Source organism: Fulvivirga sp. (assembly GCF_040218215.1).
Lineage (GTDB): Bacteria > Bacteroidota > Bacteroidia > Cytophagales > Cyclobacteriaceae > Fulvivirga.
In genome coordinates this window covers 51,634-66,157 of record NZ_JAVJQL010000012.1, presented here as the reverse complement: position 1 = coordinate 66,157, position 14,524 = coordinate 51,634, and the positions used below count along the sequence as shown (strand labels likewise).

Below are 14,524 nucleotides of genomic sequence, written 5' to 3'. Positions count from 1 at the left end.
AAGGTTTAGCTGATAAGTTAACAATTCAGGAATTTTTATTGCATATTATATTTTGTAATACCTTCATATTAAGTATTTATTACGAATAAAATTCTTTGAAATGCTATTATATAAGAATATTATTCTTGATTTATCAAAAAGGTATTATTTCTTGTGTTTTTACATCTAAAATATTGATGTACAAGCACTTAATTTCTTACATGAAGTCATGCAAGTATAAACATGACAAGGTTTGTTGCAATTAGCCCGCATACCTTTGCACCATAATTACAAACCCAAAAAAGAAATGAAAAAATTATTAACAGTATTAGCATTTGCATTATCAATTGCTTCTGTATTCGCAGCCGGATCTTCTAAGATCAAAGTATCAAGTGACTCAACTGCAACTTTCAAAGTGTATTACACAAATCAGGATGCACAAAGAGTTAAAGTAACTATTTACAATGAGTCAGGTAAAAAAGTATTTGGTGAGATCATCAAAAATTCAAATGGTTTTGTTAGACCTTACAACATGAGCGAGCTACCTGCTGGTAACTACACAATCGAAGTTGCAGATAACCAGGAAGTAAAATCATTCGAATTTGCTTACAACATGCAGTCTGATAATAACCTTACTGCTTTTGTTAACAAATATACTAACAACAAATTTTTGTTAGGCTTAGGTAATGGATCTAATGATGCAGTTACAATCAAGATTTTAAACCACAAAAGTGAAGTAGTTTACACTGCTGAAGAAGTAGTTGCTAACCAGTTTGCTCAGTTATTCAACATTGAAACTGTTAACGGAACTATCACTTTTCAAGTTTTAAAAGGAGACAAGTTGATCAAAGAAATATCTTTCTAAGATTAAAGTGTTTAAGTTGATTAAGGCCCTGCTCCGCAAGGAGGCAGGGTTTTTTGTGCTTCAGGGTTTACGGATTTTCAGACAGCTTAGCGTCAATGTATTTATTGATTTGCTCTTCCAGAACGGTCAAGGGTACAGAGCCATTTTCAAGTATGGCCTGATGAAACTCTCCAATATTAAATTTGTCACCAAGTTCTGACTCTGCCATTTTCCTTAGGCTTTTAATCTTGATTTCTCCAATCTTATAGCTGAGTGCCTGTCCTGGCCATCCAATATATCGGTCAATCTCTGTTGTAACCTCGTGTATTGAGAGTGCAGTATTTTCAGATAGGAATTTCAGTGCATCTTCCCTTGACCATCCCTTGGTGTGTATACCTGTGTCAACCACTAATCTACAGGCCCTCCACATTTCATAGGTATATCTGCCAAATAGCTCATAAGGTGTTGAGTACATCCCCATTTCCTCACCAAGATATTCACTGTACAATCCCCAGCCTTCACCAAAGGCACTGATGTAGTAGTTGTTTCTAAACTCAGGAACACCCTTTAATTCTCCAGTAACAGCACCTTGTAAATGGTGACCTGGCACTGCCTCGTGTAGTGTTAAAGCCGGCAGGGTGTATAATGTTCTACTTTTTAAATTATAAGTATTTACCCAATAGATTCCAGCCCTTTTTGATTCCCAGGAGCCCTCCACATACCTGCCTCCAGTATAAGTAGGAGCTATACTGGCCGGAACAGGTTCCACAGTAAATGGTAAACTGTATAGCTTGTTAAATAGCTTTGGCAACTGCCCTTCAGCCTTTTTACTTAGCCAGGCAGCGCGGTTTAACAGTTCTTGTGGTGTTTTAGCATAAAACTGATCATCAGTTCTCAAGAATTGAATAAAATCTGCAAATGAACCTTCAAAATTTAGATCTGCAATAATTTTATCCATTGAAGCACGTATTCTTTTTACTTCAGACAGCCCAAGCTGATGAACAGAATCTGCAGTAAGGGGAAGGGTACTGTAATGCTTCACCCTGTTCTCATAATACTCTTTACCTGTAGGAACAAAACTTATACCCGGCTGCTCTTTGGCTACAGGCATGTATTCATCAGCCAAGAAGTTGTGCACCTCAGTATAACTGTCTTGCAAGGAGCCAATCACTTCAATAGCCTTTTTCTTAATAAGCTCAGCATCTGTCTCATCTATACTTTCAGGAAGTTCTTTAAGTGGAGTATAAAAAGGAGAATCTTCCATATTTTCTACTACCCAAGGTTTAAGCAGGTTTAAATTATTGTTAACAATTACTTTGGGGGCTACCATTCCTTCCTCAATTCCCATTTTCATAAGCACCAAATTATCCGTTAATGATTGTTGATATTTTGGCAACCAGTTTAAATAATCATAATAATCCTGGGCAGATTTGAAGGGTAGGTTGGATAAGGTGTAAGACATACTGTTGTAGAAACCACCTTCAGCATTAAAGGGGATGAAAAGCATTTTAAACTTCACATTGTCAATGGAGTTGTTCAGCCTGATGAGCATTACCGTTTTACTAATCTTTTCCTGTTCATCTAATGACTCGTCACTTATAGCTTCAAGTCTTTCGAGAAATAGTTGTAGACTATCAGCATCAGCTAGTCGGGCAGCGTAAGAAGATGATTCCCATTCCCCTTTGGGATGAAGGCCCATATACAGGCTGTCTTGGCTAGACTTGCCATAACTCTCGATCTGTTCAAAGAGGTTGGCAAGCTCCTCATTACCAGTTTTTTGCCCAGTGCCTTGTTGAGTTTGGCAACTGAATGCCAAGTAAATAAGAGCTATTAAAGTGATTTTCATAGTAGGTCTTTAGATCTATTTAAAGGTAATAAAATAATTATAATAGGGTGGTGGTATAAAAAAAAGGCAATGAAATTCGTTGAATTCTAAGTAAATTACCATTGGATATGAAGCTATGATTTTTAAGAAAAAAGATAAAGAAGATAAGTCGGTGAACGAGAGCCATTTAAAGAACTTAATGGTTTTAGCCATGGCTGACGGACATCTTGCAGAGATAGAAGAGCATTTGCTAGTGGCTATTGCTCACAGGCTAGGCCTTTCTGAGGAAAATGTAGCGGCCATTAAGAACGACTTAGAAAATGTCAAGTTTGTTCTTCCTAAAAAGTATGATGACCGGATAGAACAGTTTTCTGACCTTCTTACCCTTATGGCTATTGATGGTAATATTGACCCTGAAGAGGAGGAAGTGTGCAGAGAGTTTGCTTCCAAATACGGCTTGATGGATCAGGTCATAGAAGAGATGATCTCCAAATACAGGTAGTTGTATTGCCTTAGAGGGCTTGAAATTCAATACTTTAGTTACCTCTCATTACTCAAAAAGCCCAGAACTCAAATATCGGTCTCCACGGTCGCAAGTAATGCAAACAATAATACCGCTTTCCAGACCTTTTGCGACTTCCAGTGCAGCAAAAAGTGCACCTCCGCTGCTCATTCCTGCCATTATAGCCTCTTTAGAAGCCATTTTTTTTGTGTATTCAGTAGCTTGTTCTGTGCTTACATCAACAATTTTATCTACTCTTTGTTCGTCATAAATTTTCGGAAGAAACTCTTTTGACCAGCGCCTGATACCCGGAATGCTTGAGCCGTCTGTTGGTTGTGTCCCTACAATTGTAACATTAGGGTTTTGTTCCTTCAGATACCTTGAAACTCCCATAATAGTACCCGTTGTACCCATAGCTGACACAAAATGTGTGATTTCTCCTTTTGTATCATTCCATATTTCAGGGCCAGTGGTGTTATAATGCATCATATAATTATCGGCATTGCCAAACTGGTTGAGCATAAAATATTTTCCGGTGGCCGCCATTTCTTCGGCCAACGTTCTTGAGTATTCTATTGTTTTTTCAGCAGGGGTGAGGATAACTTCTGCACCATAAGCAGTCATGCTTTGAACACGCTCTTTAGTAGAGTTATCTGGCATGATCAGGGTCATAGACAAGCCTTTTAGGTTGGCAATCATAGCCAGTGCAATGCCAGTGTTACCGCTGGTTGCTTCCACAAGCTTATCACCTTTTTTTATATCACCTCTTTTCAGCGCTCCATTGATCATTCCCCAAGCGGCACGATCTTTTACACTGCCTCCAGGGTTTTGCCCCTCTAGTTTGCAGTAGATTTTTACATTTTTATACGGGTTGAGATGTGATATTTCTACTAATGGGGTATTACCAATCAGGTTTTCGATAGTCATATTTTTGATTCAATGATTTGTGTTTTGTTTATAGCTTCACTGTAAGATAGTCGTGAATTTGGAGGTACACTCTTGGTAAGCCATACATTACCACCAATTATGCTGCCCTGACCGACTAAAGTCTTGCCACCGAGTATGGTAGCACCAGAATATATAATCACATCATCTTCAATAGTTGGGTGCCGTTTGGTTTTGGCATCTTCTTTACGCACACTCAGTGCTCCTAAAGTCACACCCTGATATATCTTTACATTTTCACCGATTATTGTAGTTTCACCAATCACTACTCCGGTACCATGATCTATGCAGAAGTGCTCACCAATTTGCGCGCCAGGGTGAATATCTATACCAGTTTTACTGTGTGCATGCTCACTGATTATCCTCGGTATCAAGGTTAAATTGTGCTTGTGAAATTCGTGTGCTATCCTGTGAGCTGCTATTGCATAGAACCCAGGGTAGGTTTTAATTACTTCAACTTTAGATTTGGCTGCCGGGTCACCTTTAAATATGGCGGTTACATCCTTATCTAATGTCGCTTTAATGTGTGGTAGTGCTAAGAAAATTGCTTCTGATGTACTTTTAGGCTCAGAAGCGTCACAAGCATCTTTTTTTAAGAGATTTTCAATATCCAGCTTAATACTTTGGTAATGTTCCTTAAAGTCTTCAAAGGACTTAAAACTCAAATTTGAAAATTCAGGGAATATGATATTTAAAATCTTCTGGAATGTTTTAATTACCGCTTCTGGTGATGGGCATTCCTGGGCATTTAAATGATGCTTATATAATTGTTGTAAAAATTCCTCTTTCACTTGGCTTCTTTAGTCGTGTACAGAATACACAACGCCAAAAAGAAAATTTTGATTGGAAAAATCCGAAAAAAAATAAAATCAACCAAGCATCCACTTTACCCTGGACATAGTGTCTTTGGCGTCATTCCCATTCTCTATGTTAGCTTTTAATGTCTTGATGAGCTCATCAATATTAGGCTTAGGGTACCCAAATTTGGAGGCGTAAATGTTGCACAGCTTCATTTCTTCAGGATGCACTTCGTTATCTACAATCATCATGTGCACAAGGTCGTACATTTGATGAAACTTCTCAAAGTCATCTTCAGGCACCTCAAAAAGTACCTCTCCGGGCTTTTTTTCGATCTCTTTTAACTTTGATGATGATATGCCATTTTTCTTAGCAATTTTATGAAGTAATTCGGCTTCAACTTTATCAAAATTACCATCTGCAGCAGCTATTTCAATAAGGTTTTTCATATGGCTGTGAGCCGAGCTTTTCCCTTGTCTGAAGAGGTTAAGGATTTCACTAAAATTCATAATTGCCAACTATAGTTTCGATTCAATGTAGTAAGATACTTTTTTTCAACATTATATAGAAATGATTAATAATTTTAAGAACTAAAAGTTTTATAATCAGTTAGTTTACACAAGCATGCTATCACTTTTCAAATTTATATTCAAGCTCAAAGGTTGGAAGCTCTATTTGCCTACTCCCAAGGAGGCTTATAATGCTATTGTGGTAGCTGCACCACATACCAGCAACTGGGATTTTGTTTATGCCCTAACGGCCTTAAAGCAACTTGGGGTAAACCCCAGGTTTACAATTAAAAAGGAGTTTAATAGATTTCCATTTGGTAAGATGATTACCAATATGGGTGCCCTTTGGATTGACAGAAGCCCCAAGGAAGGGCAAACTGAGCGCAAGAGTATGACCCAGGTGATGGCTGAACTCTTCTCAGAGGCTGAGGCACCACTATCTATGCTGGTAACGCCTGAAGGTACTAGGTCTCCTTCACCAAAATGGAAGACAGGTTTCTACTATGCAGCTTTGGAGGCTAAGGTGCCTATCTGTATGGCCTTTATGGATTATAAGACCAGAACTACCGGTATAGCACAATGTTTCATGCCATCGGGCAACATAGAAGAAGACATGAAAATAATTATGGACTTTTATAGGGATAAAGAAGGCAAGTACAAAGACAATTTCGTTTTAGATGAGCGTTTCTCTTGAGTACTATTTAGTTCTTTTCCAAACCAATTCTTCAACACTATTATTAGAATCTATTATTCCCGCTTCTTTAAGAGCGAAAACCACACTTGTTAAGGTTTTGTCACTTACCCAGCTATCAGTAGTCCATTCAGTACTGTGAAACCAATATTCGGCATCTTTTAATTTAAGGCCGTACCTCTCGCTCACCAGTTTTGGGGCATCCGGGTTTTTCATAAATTGCTCACATGAATTATGAATCACTCTTAGAAATTTATCCAGTTGCTCAGGGTACTTGGCTATTACTTCCTCTCGCGCAGCGATCATAAAGCATGGCCATGGCGATATAAATTCTCCTATACGCCTTAATTGCCCTTTTGACACATACGGTTTTGTAGTGTATTTCTCCCAGTAGAATATTGAGGTTTCCTTTTTGTCGAGCGATTGCAAGGCACCGTTAATGTCTTTTGTTATAACGAACTGATCATCTTCAATGGATTGGCCTTTAAGTAGTGCGTCAACTATAGGCATAAGGTGTGAGCCAGATCCCTTTCTGCTGATGGCTATTTTCTCTTCGAAGATTTTCTCTTTTTTAGGTGCTACCTCCTTGTCATAAGTATGAATTCCCCATGTTAGAGGAGACTTGACATAACCGCTAATGATTTTGGAAGTATTGCCTTTTAATATATCAGCAATAATTCCTTCTGTAAGTAAAATGCAAATGTCGCAATCACCGTTTCTAAGCGCTTGGGTCATAGCTCCGGTTCCGTCACCAAAGTTTTTCCAGTCTAACTCGATTCCAGCTTCTTCGAAGGCACCGCTTTCATTGGCCAGATGTATGGGCAGGTTAAAGTGTTCGGGTACACCACCTACTGTTAATTTTATTAAAGACATTGTCAAAAAGAAATAGAGGCCAAAAGAAGCTATAATTATCCTAAAAAACGAATACCTGAGGTTTTAATGAATAACATAGTGTTAAATAGTTCGAAATAGGTTAAGTCAGCAGAGTCGCTATCCTGTTATTTACCTTTGGCGGCCAAATAGTCACGATAAGCCAGACCCACTTTTATATCTTGATATTCATACTCATCACCTAGTTTGGCTTTGATCTCTGATTGGGAAATGACTTCTGCATCACCTATGACTTTGAGTACGGTTTCTAGTTTTTCCTTACTAATCAAATCCTGAGCTTTAACCTCACCGGTTTCTATATATTTACATAAATGGCCTATGATGGTGCCAGTGACAAACTCACGTTCTTTAGCTATCTCCTCAACCGACCTGCCATCCTGATAAAGCTTGAACGAAATCTCGGCAGTGGGCACTTTCTTAATTTTTTCTATGGGTGATTTAAGCTTAGAAACTGATATCAACTGCTCTTTTAAGTCGTCTTTTGATAGTATTCGGTTCTCTTTTGTGGCCTTAAAAAATAATCCGGTTTTTTGGAGAATGTTAACTTTTACAGTTAATGCGCTTCCGAGCTCATCAAGTTCTTTAAGATATCCTTTAATTCTTTTTTGAGTTGCAATTTTAGCGATATGCTGGTTATGTGACTTTATTAATTCCTTCAGGGCGGGTTGAAAATACTCATTGGCCTTTTCTATTCGCTCTGTTAATAATTCATGACCATTGTCTACCCGGGCATATTTGTTTAATGAGGAAGTGAATTTTTTAGCCACTTCAGATAGTTCGACAATTTGTTTGAACTGCGCTTGTGTCCATTCCAAATGCTTTTGCTTTGCAGAACGACTTTCTTCCTTATAAAAGCCTGAAATATGAGAGATGTAAGCATCGTGAAGCTGCTGGAAGCTAAATGATTGAATAGCCAGATCAAATAAATAGGCTTTTTTGTCTTCTTCCAGTCTGGTTTGGAGTTGGTTTAGTTCAGGTTTCCGTTCCTCAAAATCGTTAAGGGCAATATCATTTTCAAAGTCAGTAGTAGGTAGTTTTGATGAAAGCACCAATCCTTTTAAGCCAGTAAGCCTAGATAGCGCAACATACATCTGCCCCGGAGCAAATGAATCTGCTAAATCGAGGATGGCCTTTTCAAAAGTTAGTCCCTGGCTTTTATGCACTGTTATGGCCCAAGCCAGCTTGATAGGAAATTGACTAAAAGTGCCAATTACCTGTTCTTCAATTTCATTTGTTTCAGCATTGAGCTTATAGCGTTTGTTTTCCCACAAGTGCTTTTGCACCATTATGGCATCTCCCGAATCTTTAATGGTTACTTCAATATCGTTACTGCTCAGGTTGGTTATTTCACCAATTTTACCATTAAAATACAGCCCTTCGCCAGAGGTATCATTTTTAATGAACATAACCTGTGCACCTACCTTGAAAGTTGATTTTTCAGGTAGGGGATACATGTTTTCATTGAAATCACCAGTTACTTCTGCTTTAAAAGTATATGATTTGCTATCAAGTTTATTAAGGGCTTTTTGGTTTATTTCTTCGGCCTTTCTGTTGTGTGTAGTTAAATGAATATAACCTTCAAGGTTCTCCTTTTCATAGTTGGGAATGTAGTGTTGGTTGAGTTCTGCTACTTCTTCACGGTTAAGGTTATTTGTCCTTAACTTATTGAGCAGGCCGATGAAAACCGGATCAGACTGTCGGAATATCTTATCCAGTTCGATATAAATCAAATCACTGTTTTTTAAAGCCAGCGCTTCGAAGAAATAACCGCTGTTGTAATAGGGTTGGAGCAATGCTTTTTCGCTATTCCTGATAACAGGTGGCAGTTGATTCAAGTCTCCAATAAACAGAATTTGAAGGTTGCCAAAAGTGGCCTGACTTCTCCTGATGGTCCGCAATACAAGGTCTATACAATCCAGCATGTCGGCACGCAGCATACTTACCTCATCTATAATGAGCAAGTCAAGGCTGCGCAGCATATTGCGTTTGGTGTTCGCCATTTTAAATTGGGAGAGGAAGCTTTTTGGAGTATTGACTTGGGCATCATAACTGCTGCCCGATAAACTGTCGTTTTGCGGCAGGTAGGTGCCAAACGGAAGGTGGAGTAGGGAGTGTAGTGTTACACCTCCTGCGTTAATGGCCGCTATACCTGTAGGCGCTGCCACCGCTACATTTTTATGTGTATTTTCGATGATGAACTTCAGGAGGGTGGTTTTACCTGTCCCGGCCTTGCCGGTCAGGAAAATACTTTTATTGGTAGCATTGATATAGTTTACCGCAAGATTGGCCGTGTCTGTCAGCTTATTTTCCATCGGTTGTAATTTAAAAGAATTAAAAGAGGTAATGGCAATAATTATGGCAGCTATTTATAGCTTCTTTTGACAATACCGTAAATAGATTTTCTAATTTTAGTTAAATTTTGAAACCAGCTCCTAATTCAAATGAAGAAATTTTTAATAATCGTATTGTCTGTTGCCGCCATATTGGCTTTAATATTTGTGATAGTTGATGAGCCCATACCGGAAGGACAGGAAGGTCCGGAGGCCGAACAGTTGGCAGATAATATACTAGCCACTTTGAACAAACCGGCTTGGGATTCTTTGGAAGTTATTGAGTGGACATACCCCATTGGAGATCATCATTATATGTGGAATAAGAAAGAAGGGAAGGTAGAAGCCAACTGGGATGATAAGAAGGTGGTTTTTAGGCCTGATGATGGCACAGGTGAAGCTTTTGTAAAGGGAGAACTAGTTGATGATAATGATCTGATAAAGGATGCCATCCTTTACTTCAATAACGATTCATTTTGGCTCATAGCGCCATACAAAATCAAAGATCCTGGTACAATTAGAAAAGTAGTTGAATATGAAGACAAGGAAGCCCTTCTGGTTCAATACACTAGTGGTGGTTCTACTCCTGGTGATAGCTATTTATGGATAGTAGATGATAATTACAGACCCACGGCTTGGAAATTCTGGGCGAGCATCGTCCCCATTGGAGGGATGCACTTTACATGGGAAGACTGGAAAGACATCCATGGCGCTCAAATAAGCACTTTGCATAAAGGACTTATGGATATTGAAATAACAGGTCTTAAGTAGTTATTTGTCGTGCCAATGGCCATGCTCTGGTGACCATACTTTGCCTTCTGGGGCATTGCCAGGTGCGTCATCTTTGGTCATCGTGATATATATAGCGAATGCAGTAATAATTACAAACAAGCCAATAAGCCCGTACATCAAAGTACTCTTTTTAGAACTCTCTTTCTGGCTATCTTCTTTCTGATGACAGTTTTTATATTTTTTACCACTTCCACAATGGCACGGTTCATTTCTCCCCAGTTTTTGCATAGCCAATTTTAATCAATTTTAATTAAAAACAGAATTCCAATTACTCCTTGTATTTAGCGGGTATTTCAGAAATACTTTTTATATATAGGTCTTTATAAAACACTTCAGCACCTTCCGACTGTATTACCAATCGGCCAGAGTTGAGTGGAGTATCGGTATTCATAATTCTTGAATTATACAGTCGCATTACCACTTCACCATTTACGATATGGATGCTGCTATCTCCAAGCGTAATCAGCTCAACATCATTCCATTCCCCATGAGGTTTTTCTGCATTAAAAGCTTTAAATATTCTTCGCTTGGCCAAACTATCCTGCGTGGCTGTGGGCAGTATTTGAGCACAGTAGAAAGTATGCAATGCTGCCCCTTCTTTATACTGGTAATACAGACTGTCTTTCTTTACTGTAGGCACATCAATTTCCACTTCTCCAACAGGCCAATAGTCACCCATATCGCCTTCTTGAACCTGCAGCTCCTGAGAATTCATCCACGGGTGGGAGAGCTCAGAACCGGGAATGTTGCTATGGCCATGATATAACAATCCGCTGTCCCTGGGGCCATTTTCCCTTGGCTTATGCATGGCCTCGCCCCATTTTACCTTTAGTTTTAGATGGTAGTTTTTATAGCTGTTTTCTGTGTAAATCATTCCCCATGCAACTCCCGATATTCTGATGGCATTGCCGTCATCAGTCTCTACAATACTCACTACTTCCAAAGGATCATTGTCTATGCCAAAAGCCTCAATTGGATTGCCGGCACTGTCCTCCTTCATTTGATAAGGGGTGTTGAGGTAGGAGTGCCAACCGGTGAGATCAGTTCCGTTCCAAATAGGCTCCCATCCCACTTCTTCAGAAGTTTGTTCTTTTTCTTTAGGTTGGCAGGCGGCCATTAAAACACAAAATATTAGTACCAGATTTTTCATGAGGAGGTAAGCTTATGTTGAAATTGGAAAGTAGTCATTTATTTAGCCGCTTGCAATACAATATTTCTTAGCGGTTTTGGGATGTTGTTATTCTTCAATGCCAAGATGAATAATGCGCCCGCCACTAATGTTTGAAGGATTGGTACTCTTGCCAATAACGATACCATCTTCCGGTGTCAAATAAGTATTGATGGTTTCCCCAAAGGCATTTTTAACAATAGCTATTTTATCTCCTTTTTTAATTTTTTGGTTTAGTTCAACCGTTACCTCCAGAAAGCCGCCTTCTTCCATGTAAATCCAATAGGATTTTTTGCAATAAACGACTTTCTGTGCTGGTCTTGGAATAGGCAGGCCGTTATTATACATTTTCAACCATTTTAAGGTATTAGTAATACCTTGAATACCACGATTGATCATTACTTCCTGGTATACCTGAGGATTGCCATACTCTACTGTTATCGAAGGAATTCCTAACTGATTCGCTGTTGCTCGCATGGTTTGCCCTCCAGAGCCAGCGGTTGCTTCTTTGCTGTTCAAAATGATGTCTGCATGTTGCATTTCTGCTAAACTTCTCAGTGTATCGTTGCTCATATCAGCTCGTGCGTACATGGTGTTAGTGCGTCCAAAGCTGGCGGTGTGCATATCAATAAGAATGTCAAAATAAGGCAATATATTTTCGGTGATCTTATGGGCATATTGTTGACTATTATGACCATTCCTTTTGCCTGGAAAGTTTCTGTTCAAATCTTCATCATCAATAAACCTCCTTTGATCATTTTGTATGGCATAAGCATTAAGTCCGGGTATGGCAATAATGTTGCCGCTGAGCTTGCTCACATCTATAGTTTCCCTCAATTGATGGATAATGCCAATACCATTCAACTCATCTCCATGGATGGCGGCTGTTAGCCCTAAGGTCTTGCCCTCTTTCGCTCCTTGAATATAAACCACCGGAACCATAATAGGTGCTCCGTAATTGTCGGTTCCCATCTCCAACCAGTAATTGGCGATACTGCCGCGGGATTCATTTAACCCTTTTAGGCTTTGGATAAGTGGTGTTTTCTGCTGACCTGAGACGAGGAAAGGTAAAATCAGCAATGCGGTTAACAACTGTTTCATAATTTGCAGGGTTGGTATTGCAATAAAGTAAATTCTGGGAATATAGATGCTAAAAACCTATGTCATGCGAGTGAGATCACGGATAATTTTATTCATTTTTAGGAAAGGAATGAATAAAATTTCCGAGATGACAGTTAGAGGCGTTTGTTAATATTGTTAACCTCATTTAGGCTCATTAATTTAACCTATGATCTACGACCAAATTGTTCCAGATGCACCGTTAGACAAAATCATCAAATCCATTTGGTGGATAGACAGCGAGGGTGATGCAGCAATTGAAACTCAAAAAATAGTACCTGACGGCTATCCTGAGTTTATCATCCATTTTGGTGATACTTTTGAAATTAATATTTCCGGTAGGTGGGAAGCACAGGCTAAGTTCTTGTTGGCAGGACAGATTAGAAAGCATTTTCATTTGAGAAATACAGGTGTAGCCAAGATGCTGGGCATTAAGTTTCAACCGGCCGCAGTACATAGACTCTTCGGCTTAGATATGAGCGAGCTTATTGATGATGTTATTGCCGTTGATAAGTCGTATGATAGATTGTTCGAACTGGCAGATGAATTGTTAAAGTGTGCTGACTTTGAAGCATGTAAAAGTCACATTGAGCAGTGGTTTGAAACCAGTTCAATTCAACCTTCAGATTTGAGTCCCGTTGATAGAGCTGTTCAGGAGCTAATAGCAACTAATGGCAATGTCCGTTTAAACCAGCTCTATGAAGAATTGGGAGTTTCAGAAAGAACACTGGAGCGTCAGTTTAAAAAGGCAATAGGCTTGAGTCCTAAATTTTACAGTCGGATTATCAGGTTCACTTATATTTTTTTTCAGATCAAACGGGGGAAGGAGCCATGGCTGGATATCACTTATGATTCCGGGTATTATGATCAGGCTCATTTTATTAAAAATTTTAAAGAGTTTACTGGTGAGAGTCCCTCAGCCTATGGTTTTGAAGAAAAGAATATGGCCAATTTCTTTCTTTTTAAAGAGTAAAAATTAGCTGTGTCGGTTTTTTACAATGTATAGTATCAGCCACGTGATAGCTTAGCGTTCATAACAAACACTAAATCAATGAAAATGAAACTATTTACTCTACTGATTCTTTTTATGTCCATCACTGCCTGCCAGGCTCAGGTCAGTTATAAAATACTTGAAGGCACCTGGAAAATTGAGGGCAAGGAGAAGTATGAGGTTTGGGAAAGTGATAACTCAGGTCTGACAGGATCTTCCTACGGCATAAAAGATGGTGCAAAGAGAACAACAGAAACCTTGGAAATAAAAGAGGAGGAAGGCAAAGTAATCTACAGAGCCACAGTGCCCAATCAGAATAATGGAACGACTATACCATTCACACTAAATGCTGACAAGACTGAAATACTTTCTTTTGAAAATCCTGAGCATGATTTTCCAACTCAAATTATCTACGAGCCAGTATCTGACAGTCGTGTGTTAGTAAAGGTCTTGGGTGCTGATGGTAAAGGCTTTTCGTATTATATGGATAAGCAGTAAATTAAAAGGCTGTTTCAAAAGCTAATCATTATTGCTATGGTTGTGAAGCAATCTCCTGCTGAAAAGTGAGATTGCTTCGTTCCTAGCTATGACGATTGTCAGGGCTTTCAGAACAACCATCGAATTACTGTAATAAATCCTATAATAGTCAATAAAATTATCAGGATAAGGATTGCTCCAATGGCCCATCCAATTAGTTTGCTTTGTAGTGTTTCCTTATACTTTGAATTCTGATGTCCTTTTTTAGATTGTTTGGGTTTGAATGTGGGAACATACTTAGACTTTAATTTACTATCAATTTCAAATTCATCTAATTTTTTCCTAGCATAGTCTGGAAGAGCGCTTTTATCTCCCCGAAAGGTTATGTCCTGAAGGATTTGAGTTCCTGAATGATTAACCGAATCTAAATAAATTTCGGTGGCCTTCTTGATCCTGCTATCAGTTGGCTCTGTCAAAATCCAGTATCGACCTGCTGCATCAAGAAACCCCGATTCATAGTATAGTTCTGCAAGCCTTTCCCAAATATGTAGTTCGTTAGGATACTCATTAATCAAATTTCTTAGTCGATCTGCTGACTTTAATTTTAACCCAGCTTCTATTTCGGCATTAATTTTATCCAACTTTTCTTCAAGATTCATAAAA

Annotated in this window: 16 protein-coding genes; 6 read left to right on the top strand and 10 right to left on the bottom strand. The window is 38.8% G+C overall.

The features are described 5' to 3' along the window. Nucleotides 1–286 precede the first annotated feature (286 nt). Nucleotides 287–844 carry a T9SS type A sorting domain-containing protein gene (locus tag RIB54_RS06455; RefSeq protein WP_350099863.1) on the top strand — a complete coding sequence of 186 codons (558 nt, stop codon included), beginning with the start codon at nucleotides 287–289 and terminating at the stop codon, nucleotides 842–844. Nucleotides 845–911: 67 nt separating this feature from the next. Here the strand turns inward: RIB54_RS06455 and RIB54_RS06450 are convergent, their stop codons facing one another. After that, entirely contained in the window at nucleotides 912–2,669 is a 1,758-nt protein-coding gene (locus RIB54_RS06450; protein ID WP_350099862.1) for a DUF885 domain-containing protein, read from the bottom strand. A gap of 115 nt (nucleotides 2,670–2,784) precedes the next feature. Here RIB54_RS06450 and RIB54_RS06445 point away from each other — a divergent pair, with 115 nt between their 5' ends. Next, nucleotides 2,785–3,150, top strand: coding sequence for a tellurite resistance TerB family protein (locus tag RIB54_RS06445; RefSeq protein WP_350099860.1), 366 nt, complete (start codon nucleotides 2,785–2,787; stop codon nucleotides 3,148–3,150). Nucleotides 3,151–3,198: 48 nt separating this feature from the next. Here the strand turns inward: RIB54_RS06445 and cysM are convergent, their stop codons facing one another. The 3 genes from cysM to RIB54_RS06430 form a co-directional block, all read right to left on the bottom strand. Next, nucleotides 3,199–4,077, bottom strand: coding sequence for a cysteine synthase CysM (gene cysM, locus RIB54_RS06440; protein WP_350099859.1), 879 nt, complete (start codon nucleotides 4,075–4,077; stop codon nucleotides 3,199–3,201). Then, the gene (epsC, locus tag RIB54_RS06435; RefSeq protein ID WP_350069252.1) at nucleotides 4,074–4,886 is read right to left on the bottom strand and encodes a serine O-acetyltransferase EpsC; all 813 of its coding nucleotides are present in this window, start codon (nucleotides 4,884–4,886) and stop codon (nucleotides 4,074–4,076) included. Before epsC ends, cysM begins: the two co-directional genes overlap by 4 nt. A 78-nt stretch (nucleotides 4,887–4,964) precedes the next feature. Beyond that, nucleotides 4,965–5,402 carry a tellurite resistance TerB family protein gene (locus tag RIB54_RS06430; protein WP_350069249.1) on the bottom strand — a complete coding sequence of 146 codons (438 nt, stop codon included), beginning with the start codon at nucleotides 5,400–5,402 and terminating at the stop codon, nucleotides 4,965–4,967. A gap of 115 nt (nucleotides 5,403–5,517) precedes the next feature. Here RIB54_RS06430 and RIB54_RS06425 point away from each other — a divergent pair, with 115 nt between their 5' ends. Beyond that, nucleotides 5,518–6,096 (top strand): 1-acyl-sn-glycerol-3-phosphate acyltransferase, encoded by a 579-nt coding sequence (locus tag RIB54_RS06425; protein ID WP_350069246.1) that lies wholly within the window; start codon nucleotides 5,518–5,520, stop codon nucleotides 6,094–6,096. Nucleotides 6,097–6,099: 3 nt separating this feature from the next. Here RIB54_RS06425 and RIB54_RS06420 read toward each other — a convergent pair whose 3' ends face one another. Together RIB54_RS06420 and RIB54_RS06415 are read right to left on the bottom strand one after the other, a co-directional pair. Then, the gene (locus RIB54_RS06420; protein ID WP_350099857.1) at nucleotides 6,100–6,966 is read right to left on the bottom strand and encodes an ABC transporter substrate-binding protein; all 867 of its coding nucleotides are present in this window, start codon (nucleotides 6,964–6,966) and stop codon (nucleotides 6,100–6,102) included. A 125-nt stretch (nucleotides 6,967–7,091) separates the two neighbouring features. Further along, nucleotides 7,092–9,296, bottom strand: coding sequence for a helix-turn-helix domain-containing protein (locus RIB54_RS06415; RefSeq protein WP_350099855.1), 2,205 nt, complete (start codon nucleotides 9,294–9,296; stop codon nucleotides 7,092–7,094). 129 nt (nucleotides 9,297–9,425) lie between these two features. Between RIB54_RS06415 and RIB54_RS06410 the strand changes: the two genes are divergently transcribed. Further along, nucleotides 9,426–10,085, top strand: coding sequence for a hypothetical protein (locus RIB54_RS06410; RefSeq protein WP_350099853.1), 660 nt, complete (start codon nucleotides 9,426–9,428; stop codon nucleotides 10,083–10,085). Here RIB54_RS06410 and RIB54_RS06405 read toward each other — a convergent pair whose 3' ends face one another. From RIB54_RS06405 to RIB54_RS06395, 3 genes are all read right to left on the bottom strand, one after another. Then, nucleotides 10,086–10,334: an SEC-C metal-binding domain-containing protein gene (locus RIB54_RS06405; protein ID WP_350069235.1), complete on the bottom strand. Its 249-nt coding sequence runs from the start codon at nucleotides 10,332–10,334 to the stop codon at nucleotides 10,086–10,088. It abuts the gene before it with no gap. 40 nt (nucleotides 10,335–10,374) lie between these two features. Continuing rightward, complete coding sequence (locus RIB54_RS06400) at nucleotides 10,375–11,256, bottom strand: 3-keto-disaccharide hydrolase (protein WP_350099851.1); 882 nt, start codon at nucleotides 11,254–11,256, stop codon at nucleotides 10,375–10,377. An 87-nt stretch (nucleotides 11,257–11,343) separates the two neighbouring features. Then, entirely contained in the window at nucleotides 11,344–12,375 is a 1,032-nt protein-coding gene (locus RIB54_RS06395; RefSeq protein ID WP_350099849.1) for a succinylglutamate desuccinylase/aspartoacylase family protein, read from the bottom strand. 187 nt (nucleotides 12,376–12,562) lie between these two features. Between RIB54_RS06395 and RIB54_RS06390 the strand changes: the two genes are divergently transcribed. Further along, the gene (locus RIB54_RS06390) at nucleotides 12,563–13,366 is read left to right on the top strand and encodes a DUF6597 domain-containing transcriptional factor (protein WP_350099847.1); all 804 of its coding nucleotides are present in this window, start codon (nucleotides 12,563–12,565) and stop codon (nucleotides 13,364–13,366) included. Nucleotides 13,367–13,450: 84 nt separating this feature from the next. Then, nucleotides 13,451–13,882, top strand: a complete 432-nt coding sequence (locus RIB54_RS06385) for a DUF6265 family protein (RefSeq protein ID WP_350099845.1) — start codon at nucleotides 13,451–13,453, stop codon at nucleotides 13,880–13,882. Nucleotides 13,883–13,989: 107 nt separating this feature from the next. Here RIB54_RS06385 and RIB54_RS06380 read toward each other — a convergent pair whose 3' ends face one another. Further along, nucleotides 13,990–14,520, bottom strand: coding sequence for a DUF6584 family protein (locus RIB54_RS06380; RefSeq protein ID WP_350099843.1), 531 nt, complete (start codon nucleotides 14,518–14,520; stop codon nucleotides 13,990–13,992). Nucleotides 14,521–14,524: the final 4 nt, after the last annotated feature.